This is a genomic window from Flavobacterium sp. J27 (genome assembly GCF_004303025.1).
In the GTDB taxonomy this organism is placed as follows: domain Bacteria; phylum Bacteroidota; class Bacteroidia; order Flavobacteriales; family Flavobacteriaceae; genus Flavobacterium.
This window is the reverse complement of the sequence record NZ_PJQW01000012.1, coordinates 112,650-137,158: the sequence shown is the minus strand read 5'-3', so window position 1 is coordinate 137,158 and position 24,509 is coordinate 112,650. Positions and strand designations below refer to the sequence as shown.

Annotated in this window: 23 protein-coding genes and 1 tRNA gene; 8 read left to right on the top strand and 16 right to left on the bottom strand. The window is 31.2% G+C overall.

Annotated elements, in window-relative coordinates; translation table 11 throughout:
- Positions 1 to 114 precede the first annotated feature (114 nt).
- The 5 genes from CX675_RS15965 to CX675_RS15945 all read right to left on the bottom strand — a co-directional run bounded on the left by CX675_RS15965 (position 115) and on the right by CX675_RS15945 (position 8,569).
- On the bottom strand, positions 115 to 573 hold the full coding sequence (locus tag CX675_RS15965) for a hypothetical protein (RefSeq protein ID WP_130736254.1): 459 nt from the start codon (positions 571 to 573) through the stop codon (positions 115 to 117).
- Positions 574 to 693: 120 nt separating this feature from the next.
- The gene (gene purL, locus CX675_RS15960; RefSeq protein ID WP_130736253.1) at positions 694 to 4,341 is read right to left on the bottom strand and encodes a phosphoribosylformylglycinamidine synthase; all 3,648 of its coding nucleotides are present in this window, start codon (positions 4,339 to 4,341) and stop codon (positions 694 to 696) included.
- Positions 4,342 to 4,520: 179 nt separating this feature from the next.
- Positions 4,521 to 6,104, bottom strand: coding sequence for an endonuclease (locus CX675_RS15955; RefSeq protein ID WP_130736252.1), 1,584 nt, complete (start codon positions 6,102 to 6,104; stop codon positions 4,521 to 4,523).
- A gap of 135 nt (positions 6,105 to 6,239) precedes the next feature.
- Positions 6,240 to 6,875 carry a DUF1579 domain-containing protein gene (locus CX675_RS15950; RefSeq protein WP_130736251.1) on the bottom strand — a complete coding sequence of 212 codons (636 nt, stop codon included), beginning with the start codon at positions 6,873 to 6,875 and terminating at the stop codon, positions 6,240 to 6,242.
- Positions 6,876 to 6,991: 116 nt separating this feature from the next.
- A complete protein-coding gene (locus CX675_RS15945) occupies positions 6,992 to 8,569 on the bottom strand; it encodes a hypothetical protein (protein ID WP_240723666.1) in 1,578 nt (525 codons plus the stop codon).
- A gap of 108 nt (positions 8,570 to 8,677) precedes the next feature.
- Here CX675_RS15945 and CX675_RS15940 point away from each other — a divergent pair, with 108 nt between their 5' ends.
- The 4 genes from CX675_RS15940 (at position 8,678) to CX675_RS15925 (ending at position 11,126) form a co-directional block, all read left to right on the top strand.
- A complete protein-coding gene (locus CX675_RS15940; protein WP_130736250.1) occupies positions 8,678 to 9,103 on the top strand; it encodes a PaaI family thioesterase in 426 nt (141 codons plus the stop codon).
- Complete coding sequence (locus CX675_RS15935; RefSeq protein ID WP_130736249.1) at positions 9,103 to 10,146, top strand: isochorismate synthase; 1,044 nt, start codon at positions 9,103 to 9,105, stop codon at positions 10,144 to 10,146. Before CX675_RS15940 ends, CX675_RS15935 begins: the two co-directional genes overlap by 1 nt.
- 67 nt (positions 10,147 to 10,213) lie before the next feature.
- On the top strand, positions 10,214 to 10,930 hold the full coding sequence (bshB1, locus tag CX675_RS15930; RefSeq protein ID WP_130736248.1) for a bacillithiol biosynthesis deacetylase BshB1: 717 nt from the start codon (positions 10,214 to 10,216) through the stop codon (positions 10,928 to 10,930).
- Between the two features lie 120 nt (positions 10,931 to 11,050).
- Positions 11,051 to 11,126: transfer RNA gene (locus CX675_RS15925), tRNA-His, on the top strand.
- Positions 11,127 to 11,163: 37 nt separating this feature from the next.
- Here CX675_RS15925 and CX675_RS15920 read toward each other — a convergent pair.
- The 3 genes from CX675_RS15920 to pyrE form a co-directional block, all read right to left on the bottom strand.
- A complete protein-coding gene (locus CX675_RS15920; RefSeq protein WP_130736247.1) occupies positions 11,164 to 11,898 on the bottom strand; it encodes a sulfite exporter TauE/SafE family protein in 735 nt (244 codons plus the stop codon).
- Between the two features lie 83 nt (positions 11,899 to 11,981).
- A complete protein-coding gene (locus CX675_RS15915; protein ID WP_130736246.1) occupies positions 11,982 to 12,374 on the bottom strand; it encodes an SRPBCC family protein in 393 nt (130 codons plus the stop codon).
- Positions 12,375 to 12,391: 17 nt separating this feature from the next.
- Positions 12,392 to 13,039 carry an orotate phosphoribosyltransferase gene (pyrE, locus tag CX675_RS15910; protein WP_130736245.1) on the bottom strand — a complete coding sequence of 216 codons (648 nt, stop codon included), beginning with the start codon at positions 13,037 to 13,039 and terminating at the stop codon, positions 12,392 to 12,394.
- 7 nt (positions 13,040 to 13,046) lie between these two features.
- Between pyrE and CX675_RS15905 the strand changes: the two genes are divergently transcribed.
- Together CX675_RS15905 and CX675_RS15900 are read left to right on the top strand one after the other, a co-directional pair.
- On the top strand, positions 13,047 to 13,637 hold the full coding sequence (locus CX675_RS15905) for an NUDIX hydrolase (protein ID WP_130736244.1): 591 nt from the start codon (positions 13,047 to 13,049) through the stop codon (positions 13,635 to 13,637).
- 130 nt (positions 13,638 to 13,767) lie between these two features.
- Positions 13,768 to 14,214 carry a PA2169 family four-helix-bundle protein gene (locus CX675_RS15900; RefSeq protein WP_130736243.1) on the top strand — a complete coding sequence of 149 codons (447 nt, stop codon included), beginning with the start codon at positions 13,768 to 13,770 and terminating at the stop codon, positions 14,212 to 14,214.
- A gap of 157 nt (positions 14,215 to 14,371) precedes the next feature.
- Here the strand turns inward: CX675_RS15900 and CX675_RS15895 are convergent, their stop codons facing one another.
- Complete coding sequence (locus CX675_RS15895; protein ID WP_130736242.1) at positions 14,372 to 16,078, bottom strand: M14 family metallopeptidase; 1,707 nt, start codon at positions 16,076 to 16,078, stop codon at positions 14,372 to 14,374.
- Positions 16,079 to 16,178: 100 nt separating this feature from the next.
- Between CX675_RS15895 and CX675_RS15890 the strand changes: the two genes are divergently transcribed.
- Together CX675_RS15890 and CX675_RS15885 are read left to right on the top strand one after the other, a co-directional pair.
- A complete protein-coding gene (locus CX675_RS15890) occupies positions 16,179 to 17,519 on the top strand; it encodes a DEAD/DEAH box helicase (RefSeq protein ID WP_130736241.1) in 1,341 nt (446 codons plus the stop codon).
- 338 nt (positions 17,520 to 17,857) lie between these two features.
- Positions 17,858 to 18,493 carry a class I SAM-dependent methyltransferase gene (locus tag CX675_RS15885; RefSeq protein WP_130736240.1) on the top strand — a complete coding sequence of 212 codons (636 nt, stop codon included), beginning with the start codon at positions 17,858 to 17,860 and terminating at the stop codon, positions 18,491 to 18,493.
- A gap of 30 nt (positions 18,494 to 18,523) precedes the next feature.
- Here CX675_RS15885 and CX675_RS15880 read toward each other — a convergent pair whose 3' ends face one another.
- From CX675_RS15880 to CX675_RS15850, 7 genes are all read right to left on the bottom strand, one after another.
- A complete protein-coding gene (locus CX675_RS15880) occupies positions 18,524 to 19,471 on the bottom strand; it encodes a DUF6268 family outer membrane beta-barrel protein (RefSeq protein ID WP_130736239.1) in 948 nt (315 codons plus the stop codon).
- A gap of 83 nt (positions 19,472 to 19,554) precedes the next feature.
- Entirely contained in the window at positions 19,555 to 20,118 is a 564-nt protein-coding gene (locus tag CX675_RS15875) for a Crp/Fnr family transcriptional regulator (protein WP_130736238.1), read from the bottom strand.
- 485 nt (positions 20,119 to 20,603) lie between these two features.
- A complete protein-coding gene (locus tag CX675_RS15870; RefSeq protein ID WP_130736237.1) occupies positions 20,604 to 21,140 on the bottom strand; it encodes an NADPH-dependent FMN reductase in 537 nt (178 codons plus the stop codon).
- 61 nt (positions 21,141 to 21,201) lie between these two features.
- Positions 21,202 to 21,639 carry a hypothetical protein gene (locus CX675_RS15865; RefSeq protein WP_130736236.1) on the bottom strand — a complete coding sequence of 146 codons (438 nt, stop codon included), beginning with the start codon at positions 21,637 to 21,639 and terminating at the stop codon, positions 21,202 to 21,204.
- Positions 21,640 to 21,716: 77 nt separating this feature from the next.
- A complete protein-coding gene (locus CX675_RS15860) occupies positions 21,717 to 23,255 on the bottom strand; it encodes a SulP family inorganic anion transporter (RefSeq protein ID WP_130736235.1) in 1,539 nt (512 codons plus the stop codon).
- A 318-nt stretch (positions 23,256 to 23,573) separates the two neighbouring features.
- The gene (gene coaD / locus CX675_RS15855) at positions 23,574 to 24,032 is read right to left on the bottom strand and encodes a pantetheine-phosphate adenylyltransferase (protein ID WP_130736234.1); all 459 of its coding nucleotides are present in this window, start codon (positions 24,030 to 24,032) and stop codon (positions 23,574 to 23,576) included.
- Complete coding sequence (locus CX675_RS15850; protein ID WP_130736233.1) at positions 24,032 to 24,499, bottom strand: hypothetical protein; 468 nt, start codon at positions 24,497 to 24,499, stop codon at positions 24,032 to 24,034. The genes coaD and CX675_RS15850 overlap by 1 nt, the downstream gene beginning before the upstream one ends.
- Positions 24,500 to 24,509 lie beyond the last annotated feature (10 nt).

Genomic DNA, 24,509 nt, shown 5'->3' with positions numbered 1-24,509 from the left:
AGCGCTTTGTTTTTTTTGCTTTAATTTTGATTGATTAAACATAGGACATGTTTTCAACTGAAATGTTACAGACTACCGTTTGAATATTTGTAAAATTATGACAAATTTAACGCATCATTGTTCTCTAATATAAGATTCGATAGTGAGATGATTAACACCTAATTTTTCTATTTTTTCAACACCTTTAATGGTTAGAGTATCATTTTTTATAGTGTACTCAAATTCAAAAGTACCATTTTCCCAATCTCTAAAATTGCAAAATTGAAGATATTCTATATAAGTATCATTTGTAATTTTTGCTTTTCCGCCACCAGCTACAAAAATTGCCGAAGAGTCTTTTCCATTATTTAAATCATGCCTTAAAAATGAAAAATGAGTAGGAGTAATAATTTTAATTAACTTTTGGTCCTTGGTATAATCAACTATCGATGTATCAGTTTGAGTTATGGTTGTTCCAGTTAATAATTTCCAAGTACCAATTATTTTATCTGCATTTGTAAGTTGGTTCTCCTTTTTGTTCTGACATGAAATAGTAAGACCAAGGCAAAGAAAGGCTAAAATTATTATTTTCATTTTATGATTTTTTTGTTTTACCAAATGTAGGAATTTAGAATACAGTTATCAAGGTTGTTTGTAAAAGAAATCAGCCTCAATGTTAACATTGAGGCTGTTTGTATTTTTATTTTAAAACTCTTATTTTCTTCTTTCAATCCATTCTCTTGCATTTACAAAAGCTTCTATCCATGGAGAAACTTGATCGTTTCTGTCTTTTGGATAATGTGCCCAGTTCCAAGGGAAGGTTGAACGCTCAATGTGTGGCATCATGACTAAATGTCTTCCTGTATTGTCACACAACATCGCTGCATTGTAATCGGAACCATTTGGATTAGCTGGATAGCCTTCATAACCATATTTGGCCACAATATTGTATTGTTCTTCACTATAGGGTAAATTGAATTTCCCTTCTCCATGTGAAATCCAAACACCTAAGGTACTTCCTGCTAAGGTTTTTAACATGATCGAATTGTTTTCTTGTATGGTTACGGAAGTAAAACCACTTTCGTGTTTATGAGATTCATTATGCAACATTTTACCATGTACTTCGTGCTCTGGATGAATTAACTCTAATTCCATCATTAATTGGCAACCATTACAAATACCCACCGATAAAGTGTCTTCACGTTTAAAGAAATTCTTTAAAGCGGTATTGGCTTTTTCATTGTATAAAAAGGCTCCGGCCCAACCTTTAGCACTTCCTAAAACGTCAGAATTTGAAAATCCCCCTACAGCACCAATAAATTGAATGTCTTCTAACGTTTCACGTCCCGAAATTAAATCGGTCATGTGTACATCTTTTACATCAAAACCTGCTAAATACATCGCATTAGCCATTTCACGCTCCGAATTACTACCTTTTTCACGAATAACGGCTGCTTTTGGCCTTGTTTCTCCAGAAACGACAGGAGCTAAACCAGTAAAGTGATTTGGGAAAGTATACTGTAAAGGTTGGTTTGCAAAATTTTCAAAACGTTCTAACGATTTTCCGTTTTTAGTTTGTTTTTGATCGAGTAGGAAAGAGGTTTCAAACCATATTTCTCTATATTGATTAATATTGAAATTGAATTCGTTAATAATTAAATTTGGTGTGTTTGTTACCTTTCCTAATTTAAAAATTTCAATACCTTCCATTGCTTTTTCAAACGCCATATCTTCATTAGCTTGTAAAACAATTCCAATATTTTCTGAGAACAGTACTTTTACTAGATCGGTTTCGCTTAGCGAACTCAAATTTAAGTTGGCTCCTAAATTAAGATCAGCAAAACACATTTCTAATAAAGTAGTAATTAAACCACCACTTCCAATATCATGACCAGCAACAATGGTATTCGCTTTAATAGCTTCTTGAATAGCATTAAATGCTTTTTTGAAGAAGTTACTATCTACAATGGTAGGTGTTTCAGAACCGATTTTATTTTGTGTTTGAGCAAATGAACTACCACCTAATTTAAAAGAATCTTGTGATAAATTAATATAATATACTGAACCTTTGTCTTTTTGAAAAACAGGTTCTACTACTTTAGTAATGTCGTTACAATTCCCTATTGCCGAAATAATAACGGTACCAGGAGCAATAACTTCATCGTTTGGATATTTCTGTTTCATTGAAAGCGAATCTTTACCCGTTGGGATATTAATTCCTAATTCAATTGCAAATTGTGAACACGCTTCCACAGCTTCATATAAACGAGCATCTTCTCCTTCATTTTTACAAGGCCACATCCAATTAGCAGATAAAGACACACTTTGTAAATTATCTTTTAAAGGGGCAAAAACAATGTTAGATAGGGCTTCAGCAATGGCATTTCTACTTCCTGCTTTTGGATTAATTAGGGCAGCAATAGGAGCGTGACCAATTGAAGTAGCAATTCCTTCTTTTCCTTTATAATCTAAGGCCATTACACCTACATTGTTTAACGGTAATTGTAAAGGTCCAGCACATTGTTGTTTGGCTACTTTTCCACCCACACAACGATCTACTTTATTGGTTAACCAGTCTTTACACGCAACTGCTTCTAACTTTAAGATTTCTTCAAGGTAAGCTGGTATGTTATCTTGCGAATAATCGATTTCAGTATAGTTTCTTTTTACAGTAGAATCGGTCATGATGGTTTTTGGTGAACTTCCAAAGAAATCCTCTAAAGCATAATCCATTGGTTTGGCACCTGTAGTTTTGCTTTCAAAAGTAAAACGATGATCACCCGTTACATCACCTACTTGATACATTGGAGCACGCTCTCTTTCTGCAATACGTTCCAAAGTTTCTATGTTTTCTTTACCAATAACTAGCCCCATTCTTTCTTGAGATTCATTACCAATAATTTCTTTAGCCGAAAGGGTAGGATCACCAACAGGCAATTGATCTAAATCAATTAAACCACCCGTTTCTTCTACTAATTCTGATAAGCAGTTTAAGTGACCGCCCGCACCATGATCATGAATGGAAACAATAGGATTAGTATCACTTTCTACTAAACCACGAATAGCGTTAGCTGCTCTTTTTTGCATTTCTGGATTAGAACGTTGAATAGCATTTAATTCGATGCCAGAGCTAAAAGCACCAGTATCTGCTGAAGAAACAGCTGCGCCACCCATTCCAATTCTATAATTTTCACCTCCTAAAATGACAATTTTATCTCCTGTTTGTGGTTTCTTTTTGATGGCTTGATCTAATTTTCCGTACCCAATTCCACCTGCTTGCATAATGACTTTATCATAGCCTAATTTGCGCGCTTCTTCTTCATGTTCAAAGGTTAATATTGAACCTGTGATTAATGGTTGACCAAATTTATTACCAAAGTCAGAAGCTCCATTAGAAGCTTTAATCAAAATATCCATAGGAGTTTGATACAACCATTTTCTCTCAGCCATACCGTTTTCATAACTTCTGTTATTGGTTAAACGAGAATAAGATGTCATATAAACAGCTGTTCCTGCTAAAGGAATAGAACCTTGCCCACCTGCCAATCGGTCACGAATTTCTCCTCCCGAACCTGTAGCTGCACCATTGAAAGGTTCTACAGTAGTAGGGAAATTATGGGTTTCGGCTTTTAAAGAAAGTACCGATTCAAACTCTTTTTTCTCATAAAAATCGGGTTTGTCTGCCGATTTAGGAGCAAATTGTTCCGTTTTTGGTCCTTTAATAAAGGCGACATTATCTTTATAGGCTGAAACAATATCATTCGGGTTTTCAGCAGAAGTTTTTTTGATTAATTTGAATAAAGAAGTTTCTTTTTCTAATCCATCAATAATAAAGGTTCCATTAAAAATTTTATGACGACAATGCTCCGAATTTGCTTGAGAAAAGGCAAATACTTCCGAGTCGGTTAATTTTCTACCAATTTTCAAGGATAAGTTATTGAGATATTCGATTTCTTCTTCATTTAAAGCCAAACCTTCCGTTTGATTGTATTGTGCTATATCATCAATTTCTAGAATAGGCTCTGGTTGTATATTGATGGTATAAATAGTTTGATTTAACCCTTCGTATTTTTGTGATAACATGGGGTCAAAATCTGAAAAATCTGCTGTCACTTTTTGAAATTCTTCAATTCGAAGAATACCATTGATACCCATATTTTGAGTAATTTCAACAGCATTAGTACTCCAAGGTGTAATCATAGTTGCTCTTGGTCCAACAAAAAAATCCGCAAGTACGGATTTCTCTATTTTATTTGTATTCCCAAAAAGCCAATTAAGTTTTGAAATGTTTTCTGCCGAAAGTTCGTTTTGCGTTTGTACAGCAAAAACAGTTGCACTTTCGTTTCCGAAGAAATGAATCATTGTGTTGTATTGTTTTATTCTATGGTATTCTAAATTAATTCAGTTTACCACAGATGTTGTTGTTGATGTTGCAAATTTATTTTAAAAAAGTTGAAGTTCAAAGTATAATTTTACCAACTTAATAACAAAAAAACCTATCATTAATAAATGATAGGTTTTTATCGTTTTAAGCGATGTGATTATTCAACAATAATACGCATCATTTTATTTGTATTTGTATTAGAAATAGTTACATAATACATTCCCTTTTGTAGGTTTTCTATTTGTATTTGATTTTGTTTTTCAACTGTTTTTTCAATTATTTTTTGACCTAAAGGAGAATAAATTTCAATTAAGAATAAGGATTCATTGGTACTAAAATCGATAGTAAAGGCTCCTCTATTAGGATTTGGATAAGCTTTTATTTCAAATGTGTTTTCTTTTTCTTTTTCACTTTCTTGTTGCGAAATTCTATTTCCCAATCCATTACATGTATTGGTAGCATAATTATCCCAATCGGAACTGCTATAGCTTGTTTTTGGAGCTGTGGCAGTCGATTTTCTCCTCAGTGTAACATCAGCAGCAAAATTGGATGAACCACCATTAAAAGTACCGATGATATCAATCAACACTCCATTTTTAAATAAACCTACAGCATCATTACCATTGAAAGTTAATTCTGTTGCCGTAGTTGAAATGTTTGCACTAGATTTGTTGAAACAAGTAGATGAAATTAAGCTGTTTACAATAACAAATTTTCCATTGTTTGCTAATGAACCCGATAAAGAAAGACCAGAACTCCATGAGCCCGCACCGTTTGTTTGTTTTTTAATAACATAACCAGATAAACTTTTTGAATTTCCCGTTTCATTTTTAATTTCTAAGGCTTTATTATTAGAAGATCCTTCAATATATTCAGAAAAATACAAATCACTTTTAGTTGTTGTTGATCCACCACCAGTAGACCCACCACCACTTGAAGAACCTCCCCAAATAGTGTTTACATAATTTGGGTTGTCTATAAAAGGATTTCTATTTCCTTGTCTAGCATAAATAGCATTATTTCGTTCTATTTCTCTTGCACTCACAGGGTCTTGTGCATGCCATGCTAAAAGCATATTTAAAAAAGGAGTTGTAAAAACTTGATTACTAGTTTTGTTGAACATATCATAATTATAATTGGCAACAGTATTTTGATACCTTGTTGCAAAATAAAAATACATTCTTGCAATATCGCCTTTAAAAGCGTCTACTGGTTCAAAAACAGTTCCGCTATAACCAGAAATAGCACTAGAACCTAATTTACTCCCATTTCTTGTTGTTCTGCTTGCAGTAGCCACTTTACCATGTGGGTAATTTGAGCGAATACCATTTACATAACCATCAGTAGGTGTAATAAAATGGGCATCAGAAACCATTGGTGAGGATGAATTAAATACAGACTGTGGAATCATATGCTCTCTATTGTAACAATTTCCTTCACCAGAGTATGTGCCACACTGATTTGTACCATAGTTATAATTGTAAGGATCTTTACCGTTTTGAATTTCAGAGTATAAATCGAAAATGGTGTTGTCATTTTCATTTTGATGATCTCTATCCGATGTATTATATGTTGTCCAAAGACCACTATACCCTCTATCGGTATGATTTTTTATAATATTATATAATTGGGTTTTTAGTGTATATCCAGTTCCAGTTGCGGTAGAATAATAGCCACTAGGTGCTTGAGAAAAAGAAAATGACGCAATAAAAATTGCAAATAATACGTTAATTTTTTTCATTGTTTGTTGTTTGTTAGTTACTTAGCAAATCTAAATACTAATTTCAAATCTAAAATTAACGTATTATTAATTTATTAACATACTTGTTAATAATTTATTAATATTAAAAAGGGATTGTTTTTTATATTTTATATATTACTTTCTTTTTAAAATAGCTTCCATACTTTTAAACTCTTTGCCATCGTAATCGGTATCAAACATTTCCATTTTTTGAGTATTATCATCTACATAAGTAAAAATTTCTTTTATTTTTTTCTCTTTTCTCGTTAATGGATCTACAGTAATTCCCTCCATATTAATAGATTTTGTATCACTATTAAACTGACCTTTCATAACAAGAATGCCTGTTCCCATATTGTCAATCCAAGTAGAAATATACTCTTGTGCTGTATTGTCGTAAGCAAGAGTGCTGACACCTTCAAAAGGCATTCCCATGATATCACCCTTGTGTGTAGATTGTTGATATCTACCTCCTAAAATCATTTTATTTTCAACAGCTAATGTATGTGTGGTAGGTTCGCTCTTTCTATGTGCCCACATGGTAATTTTTTCTTCCCATTGACCATTATCTCTTGTCATAATTTCATGAGTTTTTGATGGAGTCATGTGTTTTTCCCAAGCTTTACTAACTGTTGCAGAATCAGGAGGAAGATCGTTTTGAACCACTACTTCAGGAATTTCTAAATTGTATTCACCTTCCGATTTAGGTGTAATATCTTTACAAGATATTAAACTTATAAAAACGAGTAATAAGGGTAAAGTTGTTTTCATAATGATAGTTATTTAGGTTGTTTAACCAAATATACTAAAAATTATTCACAACTAAGATATGTTTAAAAAAATGTGTAAAAACATAGTAAATGTTTAAAAAATTTACAATAATACAATTAATTTGTAAATTGATATGCTCCTATATCTGGGTTTAAGTTTGTAGGAGTGGGTCTAGGATTACCCAAAATATCATCGAAATTTGGCGTTAAATTAACTCCTTGATTGATACCCGTTCCATTTTCTTCAATCCTAAAGTCATTTTTTATTGGGTTTTTAAAATTAGGGTTATTTGTTGAAGTAGTTGTAGCAATCAAGCAATCTGAATATTTTGAGCCATTAAATTGATACAGTGGGTCATTTGTAAATTGATTATTAAAATCATTAAAACGAATCAAGCAATTATTAAATTGATAATTAAAATTGGAGTCAGCCCCTTGTTTTTCAAAAGTTAAAGCATAATTTGAAGAGCCATAAACGATGCAATTTTCAAAAATGGCATTTAGAGTATATTCTGGAGCTCCATCATAATCGTCAATATATACTGAATTTTGTCCAGGTGTAGGCCAATAATTTGCAAAAGTACATTGTTTAAAATCATAATTTCCACCAAATGTGCAGGCTAAACCAGCTTCCCCACAATTATTGGAAACAATGTTTTTTCCATTTATAAAACCTGTTCGAGCTAAAATACCTACATTACTACAATTGTAAACCTGAACATTATTTAAGGTTAAGGAAGGATTTGTACTTCCATCATTTCCAGAAATTAGTAAACCAACGGTTGCATTTTTTATGGTTGTATTTGTTAAAATGTTATCCGTACTTCCTAGAGTAAACCATATGGTGCCCCATTGACCTGGTACTTCTGAAAAATTGGGTTCTAAGCGATCTCCTTCAAAAATAATTTCATTTTCTAGAGTTTCAGTAGTAGATAAACTACCATTTGCCTTCAATGAAGCTTGGTCAGCAATAATCAATCCCGATTCAGCATGGAAATGGATTCTTGCACCTGCAGCTATTTCTAATGTTTTATTATTAGGTACCACTGCATAACCATAAATAACATAAGGTTTTAAGTTATTCCAAAGCAATTCATTACCATTAATAGGATCTGTTTCTGAAAGAATACTAGCTTTAATTGTAATCGGATTTCCATTTTCATCCATACCCAAGCTAATGTTTTCATATGTGTAGGTATTGTCTGGATTTTGTACGCGTTCTGGATATATAAAATAAGCATCTTGAATTAATGTGACTAGTTCCACTTTTTGATAATTTGAATCTGTACCAAAATGAATTTGGTCAGTATATAAAAAATCGGTAGGATTGGCATCTGCCACATCAGCAGTTACTTCAATAAAAACGTATAAACTATCATTCGCTAATAATTCTACATTTTCAAATATTTTGCCTGGCATTCCATCTACCATTAAACGATAATTGGAATTTAAACCGTTAGCCAATTGTATTTTTGGAATGGCAATATTTTTATCACTATTGTTGTATACTTTTAAAGTGTAAGTACTTGAACCTATATTGGTAAAGACAGTATCTAAGTAAACGGTATCTTTAGAAAAAGAAAGATTTCCAACACTTGGTTCAAAGTCAAAATCATTTCTACAAGAAAATAAGGTAATCAATAATAGTAAGAATATATAATAATAGTTTTTCATTGAATAGAAAGTATTAGCCATTTTTTGATTTGTAAATGTACTATTTTTAAAACAATAACGAAATTATTCTTATTTTCTTATACTATCTAAAATAGGATTAATTTGTATTTTTGTGGAAAATAAATAACAATGTTTAATAAAGAAGAAATACTAAAAGTTTGTGCTAATTTATCTCAAAACACTCTGATGCAAACTTTAGAAATAGAATATATAGATGCTGGAGAAGATTTTTTAACAGCTAAAATGCCTGTTAATCCAAGAGTACATCAACCTATGGGATTATTGCATGGAGGAGCATCTGTAGCTCTCGCAGAGAGCGTAGGAAGTGCAGCTTCCATTATGTTTATTGATCCTGAAAAGTTTGAGGTTAGAGGTATTGAAATTAGCGCGAACCATTTAAAAAGTAAAAGAGAAGGCATGGTATATGCAACAGCAAAAATTATTCATAAAGGAAGAAGCATTCATTTATGGGAAATAAGAATTGTAGATGAAAATGAGGCCTTAATTTCTCTTTGTAAACTGACCAATATGGTATTACCAAGAAGAAAAATGTAATGCAAGAAATTATAGCTCAAGCAAAAAGTAATTATCAGAATAAAAAACCTTTTGTCCTTTTTGCTAATCCTAATAGTAATGTTTTAAATGCTTATTTTCAGACAGAAGATACTTTGTACCCATTTCATGGGCAAGACGGATTTGTGTTTGTTGCATTTGACTCAAATCAGAAATTTATTATTCCTAAAGAAAAAAGTACAGTTTGTAGAAGTGAAATTCAAGAATATGAATCAAATTTAGCTCTTTTTGAAAGCACACCTTATAATTTAAATGAGAAAGCGAATTTTGAAGAATTGGTTGCAAAAGCAATTCAAAATATAAAAGAAAACCATTTTTCAAAAGTAGTAGTTTCAAGAAAAGTATCCATTCCTGTACAAGTTGATTTTATAGCTTCATATTTATCAATATTAAAGACTTATGTTTCAGCATTTCGTTATCTTTTCTTTCATCCTAAAATAGGAATGTGGATGGGAGCTTCTCCAGAACAATTGGTACAAATTAACGGTGATAAACTACAAACGGTTGCTTTGGCAGGAACTCAATTATATAAAGAAGATATTATTTGGGAAGCAAAAGAAAAACAAGAACAACAATTTGTGACCGATTATATTGTTTCCAAAATACAATCATGCGTAACTAAAACAAAAGTTTCTCAACCATTTACAGCTAAGGCGGGTAATTTGGCTCATATTAAAACGATTATAGATGCAACATTGATGACAGATCAAAAGGCATTGGAAACCGTGCAAGTTTTGCATCCAACTCCTGCAGTTTGTGGTTTACCAAAAGAATCCGCTTTATCATTTATTTTGGCAAATGAAAATTATGATAGAAAGTTTTATTCTGGTTTTTTAGGAGAATGGAATGAAGATAAAAAAAAATTATTTGTAAATTTAAGATGTGCTGAAATAGAAGAGGAATTGGTTCATTTTTATGTAGGTTGCGGAATTACAAATGAGAGTGTTCCGGAAAAGGAATTTTTTGAAACAGAAAATAAATTAGGAATCATGCAAAGAATAATTAAGTTAAAAGTTAAAAGTTAAAAGTTAAAAGTTAAAAGTTAAAAGTGTAGTTTTTTAATGCACTGTAATATAATTGAAAAATAGAAATATGAAATTAGATATTTTAGCTTTTGGTGCCCATCCTGATGATGTAGAATTAGGATGTTCGGGAACCATTGCAAAAGAAATTTCACTTGGGAAAAAAGTAGGAATTATCGATTTAACCCGAGGAGAATTAGGAACCCGAGGATCTGCTGAAATAAGAGATACGGAAGCGCAAGCAGCTGCAACTATTTTAGGAGTAAGTATTAGAGAAAATTTAGGATTTAGAGATGGGTTTTTTGTTAATGATGAACACCATCAATTGGAAATCATAAAAATGATTCGTAAATACCAACCTGAAATTGTTTTGTGTAATGCTATTGATGACAGACATATAGATCATGGAAAAGGAAGTAAGCTCGTTAGTGATGCTTGTTTTTTATCGGGTTTAGTTAAAATAGAAACTCAATTAGAAGGCATAAATCAAAAGGCATGGAGACCAAAGGTGGTATATCATTATATTCAATGGAAAAATATAGAACCTGATTTTGCTGTTGATATTACAGGTTATATAGATATAAAAATGGAAAGCGTATTAGCTTATGGGACTCAATTTTATGACCCTAATTCCAAAGAACCCGTTACGCCAATTACCTCAAAAAACTTTTTAGATTCTATAAAATATAGGGCACAAGACTTAGGAAGGCTCATAGGAGTAGAATATGCTGAAGGTTTTACAGTAGAAAGATATTTGGCTGTCAGTAGTTTAGGAAATTTGATATAAAAAAGTTTAATTTTTTTTTGTCAGATTTAAGGAAACTACTATATTTGCACTCGCAAATGAGGCTATACTTATTCTCAATTCAAAATAAGAAGAACATTAGTTTTCAAAAGCATACCAAATGGTGATTGTAGCTCAGTTGGTTAGAGCGTCGGATTGTGGTTCCGAAGGTCGCGGGTTCGAGACCCGTCTTTCACCCTAAAAGGCAAAAGTGTTGAAGTTATTCAACACTTTTTTTAGTTTATAAAGGTTTGTATTCCCATTACAATTCCTATTAAGAAAATTAGGACTAATGAAATTTGTTTAAATTTATTTTGTGGAATAAATTGTAATATATATTTACCAATATAAGTACCTATTAATCCTATAACAAATAAAAAAGGGATATAAATTAAATCGTGCTGATGAATAAATCCATTTTTAAAGTAAACAATTGTGCGTGTAAAATCTATCGCAAAATCGATAGTAGCAGAAGTAGCAATAAAAACAGATTTTTCTAAATTAAAAGCAGCCATCGTTATTCCTCTAATTGCACCTCCTGTGCCTAATAAACCCGCTGTAAAGCCCGATAAACATCCTCCAATAATTGATTCTTTAGGTTCTGGTTTTATCACTAGTTTTTTCTTTATAAGAAATAACAAACTAAAACCAACTAGAAATAAGGCTAAAATAATTTTTAATATAGTCGTGTCTAGGTAGGAAGTTAAAATTCCTCCAATAATCACAAAAATAACAGAAGGCAATCCAATATATAATAGCAGTTTTTTATCTAAACCTTTTCTAAATAAAGCTATTTTACTCAGATTACTCGACAAATGAAAGACAGCCGTTAACCCAAGTACAGTTTGAAAGTCGAAAAAGAAACTAGCTAAAGGAACAAAAAAAACGGAAGACCCGAAACCGCCAATTGTCCCTATGATTTCTGCTACAACTGCAAATAAAAGAAATAGGACACTTATTTTCTCTAACATTATTTTTATATTTTCTCAAATTTAAATAAAAAAACTCCTGCTTGAGACAGGAGTTTAAAGAATGTTATTTGGATTGTAACCAATTACAATTTGTGCATATTTTGTGCTAAAGTTTCAATAAATTTACTAATAGGACCTTTAACCATCATAGCCATCATAGGATTGAAATCGCCTTCAAAGAATAATTGAACTTCTGTTTTATTTTCTGCAACTGGATTGATATTTCCTGTTAATGTGAAAGGTAATTTACTAGACGCAGCACCTAAAACAATTTTTGAATTTGGATTTGCTTCTTTTTTTACTAATTTAATTTCTGGCATCCCTTTTAAACCAAATTCAAAACAATTCTCATCAATTACTTCAAATTTTGCAATGTTTTCTGGCATTAATTTTTCAAAATTCTTTACATCAGTTAAAGCATTAAAGATATATTCATCTGATTTCTCAACTACTACTTTTGTACTTTCTAAGTTCATTATTTGGTATTTTATTTTTAAATATTAGTATTCCAGGTAGCCGGACTTTTTCTCCATTCCTGCAATGTTGCTATCTCTTCTTGATCTATATATTGTCGGTTTACCGCTTCGTGAATCAAATTTTCATAATTGCTTAAAGTGAAAAGAGTAACATTGGCTTCTTTAAAACGTGCTACTGAAAGATCAAATCCATACGTAAAAATAGCAGCCATTCCTTTTATATTTGCACCTTCATTTCTAAGAGCTTCTACAGCTTGTAAACTACTACCTCCTGTACTTATAAGATCTTCTACTACGACTACATTTTGCCCTTTTTCTAAAAATCCTTCCACTTGGTTTTGTCTGCCGTGCTTTTTTGGTTCTGGTCGAACATATACAAAAGGTAATCCTAAAGCTTCTGCAACAAGAATACCTACACCTATTGCACCTGTTGCTACACCTGCAATAACATCTGGTTTGCCAAATTTCTCTTCAATATTTTTTGCAAATTCATCTCTGATAAAATTCCTAATAGCTGGAAATGAGAGGATTATTCTATTGTCACAATAAATAGGCGATTGCCATCCAGAAGCCCATGTAAAAGGATTTTTAGAATTTAATTTAATTGCGTTTATTTGTAAAAGCAATTCGGCAGTTTTTTCGGCTGTGTTGGTATTAAAAATCATATTGCAAATGTATAAAGTTTTTGTAAACGATAAAGCACTTTTTTTAACAAATGAAGTACAAAAAGAGACAAATTTTAAAATTTTTCTCTTAGAAAGTATTGATATTAAAAAGTTGATTATAAAATTATTTCAAAACAAAGTTGAAAATGCGATTTTATATCATCCAGACGAAAAATTGATTATGAAAACTTTAAAAGCTAAAATACCTGTTGTAAAAGCGGGTGGCGGTTTAGTTTATAATCATGAAGGCTGTGTCTTGTTTATTTTCAGAAATGGGAAATGGGATTTACCTAAAGGAGGTACTGAAAAAAATGAAAGCATGGAGGAAACTGCCATGAGAGAAGTAGAGGAAGAGACAGGCGTTTCTGGTTTAAAAATTATAAAAAAACTGCAAAAGACCTATCATGTTTTCAAAAGAAATGGGAGGTATAAATTAAAGCAAACGTATTGGTTTGAAATGAAATCTAATTTTAAAGGCACGCCACAAGGACAAATAGAGGAAGGCATAGAAAAGGTGGTTTGGGTACATCCAAAAGATATCCCTAGTTTACTCGAAAATTCGTATGAAAATATAAAACTCTTATTTGAAAAACCTTAATTGCAAAAAACCTTTTTTTTAGACGTATAATTTTCTTATCTGTATATTCTGTAAACTTTGTCTAAAATCATGTAAGACATTGTACTGTTGTTTTTTAGAACTTTGTGTTAACAATAAAAAACAATTGCACATGGAAACTAAAAAAAATATCGAAATTTTAAATGAACTAATTTCAATTCTTGAAGACGGTAGAGTAGGTTATACAAACGCTGCCGAAAATTGTGAACACGGAAAACTCAAAACAGAGTTTTTAGGTATTGCTAGAGATCGTTCTCTTATGGTAGTACAATTACAAGATGAAATAAACAGATTAGGAAAATCAACTGATGCAACAGATGGTCCGTTAGGTGTTATTCACAGAGCATGGATTGATTTCAAAGCTATGATTACTGGTCATGATAACGATGCTATTATTGAAGCTTGTGTAACAGGAGAAAATGCGGCTTTAGAAAAATTTAGAGAAGCATTAAAAAATGACAGTCTTACACCTACATTATATGGAATTATTTCTGCTCAGTTAATGTCTATCGAAAAAGCTGTAGCTAGAATTAAAGCATACAAAAATATAACCGTATAATTTTTTTGTTTTTAAACCCTGATTATTGAAGTCGCCTAGAATGTTAAGAGACTGTATGAAGGCATAATTATTCTGTTCTTATTTAACGTACAGAATATGCTATTAATCAAAATGATTTTCATACAGTCTAATTATTGCATTTTTAGGCGACTTCTTTTTATTTTATTCTATAAATAGGATATTGTAAATGCGCTTTTTCATAATAAACAGAATTTCTATATATCCAATCTAATTGCGCTTCAGCACTAGCTTCAAAATCCTTGTCGGTCATTTTTTTAGCATCAAACTCAGCTTTTAATTTAGCACTTTTATCTAATAAATCTTTGGCTAAATCTTCAAAAACATATGCCGAAAAATATTCTTTTTGTTGTAAAATAGCATCAAAAAAGTTCCAATTAAAGTAAGAATCTACCGCTTCTGGTTCTAATGTTTCTAATAAGTATTTCACCCCGTTTTGTTGTGTTTTTATTAAAAAATCTCCTTTTTTAAAAGAAATGTCTTGCATACTTTTGGTTGCAACCGTATTGTAATGACCATAATGTCCTTCATAAGGACGTTTGGTAGTTTCATAATTCTCTATTTTATAACTTTCAACAGTTATTATAGTATCATTTCCAATAGGTTTCATTTCAATTTCATTCAATTTTAGCAATTCAATAACGGGCCATTCCGATTTTGGAACAATATAATAAGAAGGTATTATCGTTTCTTTTGTGGCTTTATAGTCACTGTAGAAATTAATTTTTTTAGTAAATGGTTGTTTTTGATCATAATATAACCTGTTTTTACCTGTTACTTCACTGGTTTTGTAATCTCCTTTATATCCTTTAAATTCCATTTTACTTACTTTGGACGAATCTAATTCCCATTGTAAAGGATATTTCATACCTACAGCATAACTCTTTACATTTTCATTTTTTAATTTTTTAATTTTTAGATAATTTTTATCTACATAAGTAATGGTACTTAACATATATTGATAGGTAACATTAACACGGTCTTTAAATGGTTTTAACATGTGTGTCTCTGGAACAGAGCCTAAAGTATTAAATAAAGTAGTATAACCCGTTGCATATCGAGGCGAATCCATAAACTGAGAAAAACCACCATCTGGTGTGTCGCCGTGAATATTAACATAAGGTGTGCTTTCAATTTTTTTCTTTTTTAAATCTTTCATAATTACTGGATGCATTTCATTTTTATAAAATTCGCCCAGTTTTCCACCTAATCGTTGGTGCTGCGTAGCAATACAAGTGAAAGTGTATTGATAATCAGCACCATTAGAAACATGATTGTCTATAAACATATCTGGATTTATTTCATGAAAAATTTGCTGAAAGCTTCTAGAGTTTCTAGAATCTGATTTGATAAAGTCTCTATTCAAATCAAAATTTCTTGCATTTCCTCTAAAACCGTATTCTTCTGGACCGTTTTGATTAGCTCTCGAATGGGAATTTCTATTTAAACTTCCCCCAATATTATAAATGGGAATCGCTACAATTATCGTGTTTTTTGGAACTTTTATTTTGGCTGTAGCCAAATCACGAAATAGCATCATGGTGGCATCAATTCCGTCTGGTTCTCCTGGATGAATTCCGTTGTTAATTAAGATAACGCCTTTGTTCTGACTGTAATCGAAGTTTTTATTTTCAGAAAAAGTGATTATGTGCAATGGTTCTCCTGCATCGGTTAATCCCATTTCATCCATTTGAACGGTTTGAAACTGATTGGCTAATTGTGTATAATAAGCAATACAGTCTTCGTAAGTAGTAGATTGATTTCCATTTCCTTTTTCAAAAGGCGTTTTTAGGTCTTGAGAAAATACAAAAGAAGAGAATAGTAAGAGTAGTGATAGTTTTTTCATGTAGGTTTATTTTGGTTTTCTCAAATGTAATAAAAAAAGAAACAGCTATTAAATACCCATCAAAATTCGTAATTCAAAATTCTAAAACTATCTTTGCCAAATGAATCACAATTCTTTATCTAATATGCTACTTTTGAATTTAGGAATTCAAGAGTTAAATAACATGCAAGAATCGGCTCAAACGGCTATCTTGAATGATCCTAATGTTTTATTACTTTCTCCAACAGGCTCTGGAAAAACACTAGCTTTTTTATTACCAATATATCAAATGTTAGAAGTTGATAAAAAAGGAGTACAAACTTTAATTTTAGTTCCTTCTCGTGAATTAGGGTTGCAAATTGAACAGGTTTGGAAAAAAATGAATACGTCTTTCAAAGCTAATGTTTGTTATGGCGGACATTCGTTTGAAACAGAATTGAAGAATTTAAGTAGTCCGCCTGCATTACTTATTGGTACACCTGGAAGAATTGCCGATCATCTAGATAGAGAAAGTTTTGATACAAAAAACATACAAACGTTTGTTTTAGATGAATTTGATAAATCGTTACAGTTAGGATTTCATGAAGAAATGTCTTATATTATCAAACGATTGCCTAAAATTAACAAGCGTATTTTAGTGTCTGCCACTGCTGCAGTTGAAATACCTAAGTTTACAGGAGTAAATTATCCAACCGTACTCGATTTTACGGAAGAAGAAAAAACAAATGAGAATTTAGTTACTCGTATCGTTGTATCGCCTTCTAAAGATAAAGTAGAAACACTCTTGCAATTAATTTGCTCCTTACAATCGGAAGCAGCAATTATTTTTTGCAACCACAGAGAAGCAGTCGAAAGGGTGTATGATTGGTTGACAAAAAAAGGAATTATAGCAACTTTTTATCATGGAGGTTTAAATCAAGATGAACGTGAAAGGGCTTTAATTCAGTTTCGAAATAAAAGTGTTTCGTATTTAATAACTACCGATTTGGGAGCACGCGGTTTAGATATTCCAGAAATGAAGCATGTTATCCATTATCATTTGCCAGTAAAAGAAGAAGATTTTATTCACAGAAATGGACGAACCGCTCGTATGTTAGCTTCAGGAGCAGCTTATGTTTTGGTTACTGAAGCCGAGAAAAAAGTAGACTATTTTGATTATGAAGGTTTTGTTTTGGATGTCTCCAAAGCGAAAAAGTTACCAGAAGCACCTCTTTTTCAGACTTTATATATAAGTGGAGGTAAGAAGAATAAATTAAATAAAGTAGATATTGTTGGTTTTTTATCTCAAAAAGGAGCTTTAAATAAAGAGGATATTGGTTTAATTGAGGTGAAAGACTTTGTTTCATTTGTTGCCCTTCGTTCTAATAAAGTAAAACCGATTTTGTTCAAAATAAAAGACCAAAAAATAAAAGGTAAGAAGTATAAGATTGAAGTAGCACGATCGGTGGTGAAAAGAGAGTAGGAAAGAGGAAAGAGGAAAGAGGAAAGAGGAAGTGTGTTATTATACTTTGATATACGTCAGTTCGAGTGTTTTTGTGTAGTGTAACGAAACAAAAATGTATCGAGAACTTTTAAAAATAAATGCTTAAATCTTTACTTTTGTATACGTCAGTTCGAGTGTTTTTGTGTAATGTAATGGAATAAAAAATGTATCGAGAACTCATTTAAAAATAAAATGCTTAATTTCTCTACTTTTCTATTTAACGTCAGTTCGAGTGTTTTTGTGTAATGTAATGGAACAAAAATGTATCGAGAACAAGTAAACCAAAATAGTAATATATCAATATAACCACATTTAAATTGAAACCTGAAACTTGTCCTTTATGTAATGCAACTGCTACGGTTTTTTGTACAAAACCCAAGCATCTGTTTTATAAATGCAGTCAGTGTGAAGGTATTTTCAGACCTAAGCATACTTATTTTGACACAGAAGCGGAAAAGAAACATTATGAGCAACATGAAAACGATGTAAATGATTTAGGGTACCAAAAATTTGTAAGTCCGATAGTTGAAGCTATTATAAATGATTTTTCAACAACCCATAGAGGTTTAGATTTTGGTTCGGGAACTGGACCTGTTATTGCAAAACTGCTCACAGAGAAAAGCTATTCGGTGGTGAATTATGATCTTTTTTTTGAAAATATTCCAGAACGTCTTACACAGCAATATGATTTTATTTCCTGTTGTGAAGTGATGGAACATTTTCATCACCCTTTACAAGAGTTTGAATTGTTCCATTCTATGTTATTGCCTCACGGAAAATTGTATTGTAAAACCGAAGTATATCGTAATCAAACCCCTTTTGAAGATTGGTATTACAAAAATGATTTAACTCATGTGTTCATCTATCAAGAAGCTACGTTGCATTGGTTACAAAAGAAACTACCATTCAAAAAAGTAGAGATAAGAGAAAAGATTATAGTTTTTGAGAAATAACTTAAAATGCTACTCTTTGAGTGTGTTATTTTACAATGGTTTTAGGTCGTTTTGTAAGTTTCTAATAGGATTAAATTTTATTCCAATAGAAAAGAATGGTTTGTCAAAAGAAGCGTCATAGTCATACAAAGTATTATTGTTATAATCTCTTATCTCATAATCTCCAAAAATAGGATAAACTGCTTTCATGGAAATACCTATAGAAGGTTTTAGCCAATAATTATAATCTAATCCTGCCGAAACAGTTGTAAATACAACTCTTTGTCTAATATTCTTACTAGATAATAGGACGGGCTGATTTAAATTTGCATAAAAGTCGTTGAGGTCTCCCAAAATTTTTAGAGAATGCTTTTGATGAAAATCCCATTTTAAATAGGTATTTGGCATGCCCAACACAAAAGACCATTGTTCATTTAATCTAGATTTTAACTGTACAATAGGATTTATTTGTGTTGTGCCATTTAATGTCATATAGCCTACACCAAAGCCTAATTGAAAATAACCTTCTTTTTTTCTGTAAAAAGTGTGCTCTGCAAAAATGTTTCCATTCCATTTTATATCTTTTAAAGCGATTTGGTTCTCAAAATTAGAAATGTAAAATAAAGATAATAAACTGTTTAACGACCATGTTCTTGACAATGTATAGTTAGTAAATAAGCTAATGTTACTATTGTAAAACCAATCCATTTCGGCAAGATTTGTAACTAAAGTATTATTCGTGAAATTAAAATTATGAATATCAAGACCTATAGTATTAAATACAGAAAGACGCTCACTTTTAAATAATGGAAAATTTAGTTTTGAACTTATTTTTTGATAGTTCACATCGTTTGATATTTCAGTTTTTGGGATATATTGAATGTAAAAAATATCTCTATCTAAGACATTTACTTCTCCATTAACTTGAGCAATACCTTGGTTTGAAATAATAAATGAAATGAAGAAAAAGAAATGGATAATATGATTTTTGCCTATCATAACAATTTGTTTTTAAATCTTTGATAGTGCAAAGATGCTAGCTATTCGGCTTGCTAAAATTACCTTTTGGTAATTAATAAAAATTAACGAATATTTTTTCTAATTCTACTGAGCGAGTTTGGAGTAATACCTAAATAAGAAGCTAAATGTTTAAGAGGGACACGATTAATAATGTCAGATTTTTGAATCATTTTTAGATATCGGGTTTCCGAATCCATCGTTTGAAAAGAAATTAAACTATCAATAACATTTAAAAAAGCATCTTCCATGATTATCCTTCCAAATTTTTGCCATTCAGGAAATGCTTCATAAAATTGTAACATTGCTTTGGTTTCAATACTATAAATTTCAGTTTCATCTAAAGCAATTATTTTTGATTTTGATACCTGCCCCAAACGTATAGATTCTAGATCGCTAAAGAAATTATTTTCAAAAATAAACCAAGCAGTAACTTCTTTTTCAGGGGTATCAATCACAAATCGAACTCCGCCTTTGGCTATAAAGTAATATTTAGTAACGTGTTGCCCATTTCTAATAATTGTTTGTTCTTTTTTAAATTTTTTATAAGTAAAAGCTTTTAGTATCTTTTCTAAATCTTCTGAAGAGATATCAATTTTAGATAGAATATATTGTTTTAAGTCTTGCATTTTTAAGATTACATTTAAGTTGTTATACAAAAGAAGATATCTTCAAAATTCTATTAAAGAGTAGTCCTAAATAGGTAGTTGTAATTACAATAATACTAATGGAAATAGTCCAAAAGCGGCTCATATCAAAATTTGTCATTAAAGAGAAAAGAGTGTGATATTGTAATAATATTAGGGCTACGATTAAAAAACCATAAAACAAAAGACTTAATTTATTCTGTTTTTTAGAATTTGGTTGATATCCAAAGAGTAATTCTTTCGTATAAATTAATACGAGAACACAGGTAATTAGATTTGAAAAAATAATTTCCCAAGATGTATTGGAAAAATGAAAAAAGCTGAAGAAACTAGCTATAAAAACAGAGCTCAAAAGCGTATATAGCGTAACTAACAATGAAAAAATCCAAATCAGAATAAATAAGAATGGGATTTGCTTTTTTATATTCATCAAAATATATTTAGTTATAGATACCAAATATAACCTTTTACATACTTTTTTGTAAAGCAGTTATAAATTGTTCTAATTGGGCTAATAATTCAGTGTCATGGATGTTGTTTTCTTCATCAAATTTGCCTTTCACACCAGAAATTAACAATGTAGTTTCTGCTGTGAATTGAGCCATTGCCGTTTCCATAATTAATTGTAATTCTTGATGCGCTTTTTCACCATGAGCAGAAGCTGTAATTAAACCTAAAGGTTTATTGGTAAAGATTGTAGTTGAAATACACCATTCGATAGCGTTTTTTAAACCACTTGGAATACTAAATATATATTCTGGAGTACATATAATAATCGCATCGGCAGTTTCAATCAAACTTCGAAAAGACAAGATAGTTTCTGGTGTGTTAGTAACAGATAATTCGGGATCAAAATGAGGCAGTTGTTTCAGTTCATTAAAAATGGTAAACTGTATAGTTTCATTCGTAAGAGTGGCTATTTTTTCAACAAGTTTTAAATTGGAAGAGTTAGTACTGGCACTGCCTACAATAGCTAAAATATTTTTTGTTTTGGATAATTGCATGAATCTATTTTAATAATAAAAGGTGATGTTGAAAATATTTTAAATAGGCGATATTCTACATTTATTTTCCAAACTGCTCCGTTTGAATGTATACTTCTTCAAAAATGGGATCTTCCACCACTTTTATCATTTTCTCATTTATTGTAGCAACTGTTTTTAACTTATTTTTAGTTTCACTTAAACTTACGCCTTTGTTTTTAATAAAATTGAAAAGTGAGGTTACGACATCGCCTACAGCTAAACTTAACAAATTTTTTTCTTTTTTTTCAGTTGAAATATATAAGTCTAATTCGTTTAAGTTTAAAACAGGGTATTGCGTAATTTGATTTTTAATAAATTCTGAGTTTCTCTCTAAAGCTAATTCAGTAAGCATTGCAATATTTCTATTGTGAATTTCTAAAAACTCTTTGGATGAATTAATAGAATGAATGTTTGTACCAAAATTAGAAATAACCTGTAATGATTTTATTAAAATAGTAGTGTCTATGGCTTTATTCATTATATGACTTTTTTATTTGGAGTCGTATTTCAAAACTACACTATTTTTTATAAACTATCAATTTCAATTACAAGAGTTTATTTTTTCCCTGGAACCACTTTATAAGTTGGGTCTTCTAGGATATTAACATCAATTATCGCGGCTGCATTTTTAAGTAATTCTACACAATCGGCACTTAAATGTTTCAAATGTACTTTTTTACCTAGAGCTGCATAACGTTCCGTAATTTTATTCACCGCATCAATCGCACTCATGTCGGTAATTTTACTTTCGGCAAAATCGATAATTACTTCGTTAGGGTCATTTTGAACATCAAATTTTTCTGCGAAAGCTGTGGTAGAACCAAAAAATAAAGGTCCGTACAACTCATAATGTTTCACGCCAGCTTCATCTACATATTTACGCGCGCGAATACGTTTGGCACTTTCCCAAGCAAATACTAAAGCAGAAATAATCACTCCGATTAAAACCGCTAAAGCTAAGTTATGTAAGAATATGGTAATTAAGGTTACAACCAACATGACAAAAATATCGGGTTTTGGCATTTTGGTAAACGCTTTAAAACTAGCCCATTCAAATGTTCCAATAGCAACCATAATCATTACTCCAATTAAAGCAGCCATAGGTACTAGTTCGATTACAGGAGCACCCACTAAAATAATTACTAAAATGGTTAATGCGGCAATAATTCCAGATAACCTTGCTCTTGAACCCGAAGATAAGTTGACCAATGTTTGTGCAATCATAGGACAACCACCCATACCAAAGAAAAATCCATTAGCAATATTAGCAGTACCTTGTGCGAGACATTCTCTATTACTGTTTCCTTTCGTACCTGTAATTTCATCTACTAAATTTAAGGTTAAAAGCCCTTCTGTTAAACCTACTGCTGCCATAATTAAACCATAGGGAAGTATAATCTTAAAGGTTTCAAATGTAAAAGGAATTTGAGGAATATGAAAAGGAGGTAAGCTACCACTTATAGAAGCAATATCCACCACTTGTTTGGTATCGATATTAAAAAGTAAAACAATTCCAAAAACAACGAGAATAGCAACTAATGAAGCAGGAATTGCTTTTGTGATTTTTGGAAAAAGTAAGATAATGGCAATGGTTAAAGCTACTAAACTAATCATAATAAATAAAGGAGAGCCGCTCAACCATTCATATTGTCCGTTTACCAAAATTTTAAACTGTTTTAATTGTGAAGTAAAAATAATGACTGCTAATCCGTTTACAAAGCCATACATTACAGGTTGCGGTACCAAACGGATGAATTTTCCTAATTTTAATAATCCTACGATGATTTGTATAACACCAGCCATAGCAACTGCACCAAAAACATATTCTAAACCGTGAGTTTTCATTAAAGCAATGAGTACAATAACCGTTGCTCCAGCACCACCCGAAACTAAACCAGGACGACCACCAAAGATAGCGGTTATAATTCCCATTATAAAAGCACCATATAAACCGACACGAGGTGGAAAATCGGCTACTAAGGCAAAAGATAATGATTCGGGAATCATGGTCATAGCAACCGTTAACCCCGCTAAAATTTCCGTTTTATAGTCTACTTTTTGTTTAAAATCGAATAAATTGAGTACTTTTTGCATACTAATTTTGGCTTTTAGAATAAAAATGCAAAAGTAGTACTTCAAAAGAAAGAAACCTAACCCTTTTTTAGCTTTACACTAAACTCGATTTGTAGTAAACCCAATTAAGTTATGCTTAAACCAAACTTGATTCGTAATAAACCCAATTAAGTTATGCTTAAACCAAACTCGATTCGTATTTAACCAAATTAAGTTATGCTTGAGTCAAACTCGATTCGTATTTAACCAAATTAAGTTATGCTTAAACCAAACTTAATTCATAGTAAGCCTAATTAAGTTATGCTTGAACCAAATTTGATTCGTAGTAAACCTAATTAATTATTTATTTGCCATTACCGCTTCTGGAACCAATCGGGTAATATCACCACCATTTCGTAAAACATCACGAACAATACTTGATGAAATATAGGAAGTACGTGCAGCGGTTAATAAAAATACAGTTTCAATTCTAGACAAACTTCTATTCGTATGTGCAATGGCTTTTTCAAACTCAAAATCGGCTGGATTGCGAAGTCCTCTCAAAATAAAATCGGCTTTCTCTTTTTTACATAAATCGATGGTCAAACCTTGATAAGTAATCACTTTAACTTTGGGTTCGTCTTTGAACGTTTCTTCAATAAATTTTTTCCGTTCTTCCAGTGTGAACATGTATTTTTTTTCAGCATTTACACCTATAGCCACAATAACTTCATCAAAGAGAGAAACGCCTCTTTTGATAATATCATAATGTCCGTTAGTAATAGGATCGAAAGATCCTGGGAAAATAGCTCTTTTCATTATTTTATTTTTAATGCTTCCGTAATATTGATAATATCTTTACTAGAATAATCTCCGATGATATATTTATAAGCTCCTTTACTATTTATAATTAGCAAACCAATGCAATTCCCTTTTTTGTCAAAGAAATTCTTTAAGAAATAATGACCTATATCATCATAATGTGTTGTGAAATCCAGTATTGGTTTTGCCGCTAGTTTATCCCCATAGACATAAATATTTCTATTATGAGTCATATCTACTTTGCTATACACTTTATTGGTTAACCAAGTGTAGGTTTTTTCTAATTCTTCATAATTTTCGTATGGGCAATAATCTTGCGGAAAACGATAATTGATAATTAAAAATTCTTCTTCTTTCCAATTGTATTCATATCGGATAGAATTCATTTGATCTTTAGGGATTACTTTTTCTTGAGCAAAACTCATTTGAGAAAGTAAGGCAAATACAATAATAAGTTGTTTCATTAGTCTATAA

Excerpts from the sequence above, each read along its gene's own strand:
- CX675_RS15965 (WP_130736254.1), bottom strand. The coding sequence starts at position 573 with ATGAAAATAATAATTTTAGCCTTTCTTTGCCTTGGTCTTACTATTTCA.
- purL (WP_130736253.1), bottom strand. The coding sequence starts at position 4,341 with ATGATTCATTTCTTCGGAAACGAAAGTGCAACTGTTTTTGCTGTACAA.
- CX675_RS15955 (WP_130736252.1), bottom strand. The coding sequence starts at position 6,104 with ATGAAAAAAATTAACGTATTATTTGCAATTTTTATTGCGTCATTTTCT.
- CX675_RS15950 (WP_130736251.1), bottom strand. The coding sequence starts at position 6,875 with ATGAAAACAACTTTACCCTTATTACTCGTTTTTATAAGTTTAATATCT.
- CX675_RS15945 (WP_240723666.1), bottom strand. The coding sequence starts at position 8,569 with ATGGCTAATACTTTCTATTCAATGAAAAACTATTATTATATATTCTTA.
- CX675_RS15940 (WP_130736250.1), top strand. The coding sequence starts at position 8,678 with ATGTTTAATAAAGAAGAAATACTAAAAGTTTGTGCTAATTTATCTCAA.
- CX675_RS15935 (WP_130736249.1), top strand. The coding sequence starts at position 9,103 with ATGCAAGAAATTATAGCTCAAGCAAAAAGTAATTATCAGAATAAAAAA.
- bshB1 (WP_130736248.1), top strand. The coding sequence starts at position 10,214 with ATGAAATTAGATATTTTAGCTTTTGGTGCCCATCCTGATGATGTAGAA.
- CX675_RS15920 (WP_130736247.1), bottom strand. The coding sequence starts at position 11,898 with ATGTTAGAGAAAATAAGTGTCCTATTTCTTTTATTTGCAGTTGTAGCA.
- CX675_RS15915 (WP_130736246.1), bottom strand. The coding sequence starts at position 12,374 with ATGAACTTAGAAAGTACAAAAGTAGTAGTTGAGAAATCAGATGAATAT.
- pyrE (WP_130736245.1), bottom strand. The coding sequence starts at position 13,039 with ATGATTTTTAATACCAACACAGCCGAAAAAACTGCCGAATTGCTTTTA.
- CX675_RS15905 (WP_130736244.1), top strand. The coding sequence starts at position 13,047 with ATGTATAAAGTTTTTGTAAACGATAAAGCACTTTTTTTAACAAATGAA.
- CX675_RS15900 (WP_130736243.1), top strand. The coding sequence starts at position 13,768 with ATGGAAACTAAAAAAAATATCGAAATTTTAAATGAACTAATTTCAATT.
- CX675_RS15895 (WP_130736242.1), bottom strand. The coding sequence starts at position 16,078 with ATGAAAAAACTATCACTACTCTTACTATTCTCTTCTTTTGTATTTTCT.
- CX675_RS15890 (WP_130736241.1), top strand. The coding sequence starts at position 16,179 with ATGAATCACAATTCTTTATCTAATATGCTACTTTTGAATTTAGGAATT.
- CX675_RS15880 (WP_130736239.1), bottom strand. The coding sequence starts at position 19,471 with ATGATAGGCAAAAATCATATTATCCATTTCTTTTTCTTCATTTCATTT.
- CX675_RS15875 (WP_130736238.1), bottom strand. The coding sequence starts at position 20,118 with ATGCAAGACTTAAAACAATATATTCTATCTAAAATTGATATCTCTTCA.
- CX675_RS15870 (WP_130736237.1), bottom strand. The coding sequence starts at position 21,140 with ATGCAATTATCCAAAACAAAAAATATTTTAGCTATTGTAGGCAGTGCC.
- CX675_RS15865 (WP_130736236.1), bottom strand. The coding sequence starts at position 21,639 with ATGAATAAAGCCATAGACACTACTATTTTAATAAAATCATTACAGGTT.
- CX675_RS15860 (WP_130736235.1), bottom strand. The coding sequence starts at position 23,255 with ATGCAAAAAGTACTCAATTTATTCGATTTTAAACAAAAAGTAGACTAT.
- coaD (WP_130736234.1), bottom strand. The coding sequence starts at position 24,032 with ATGAAAAGAGCTATTTTCCCAGGATCTTTCGATCCTATTACTAACGGA.
- CX675_RS15850 (WP_130736233.1), bottom strand. The coding sequence starts at position 24,499 with ATGAAACAACTTATTATTGTATTTGCCTTACTTTCTCAAATGAGTTTT.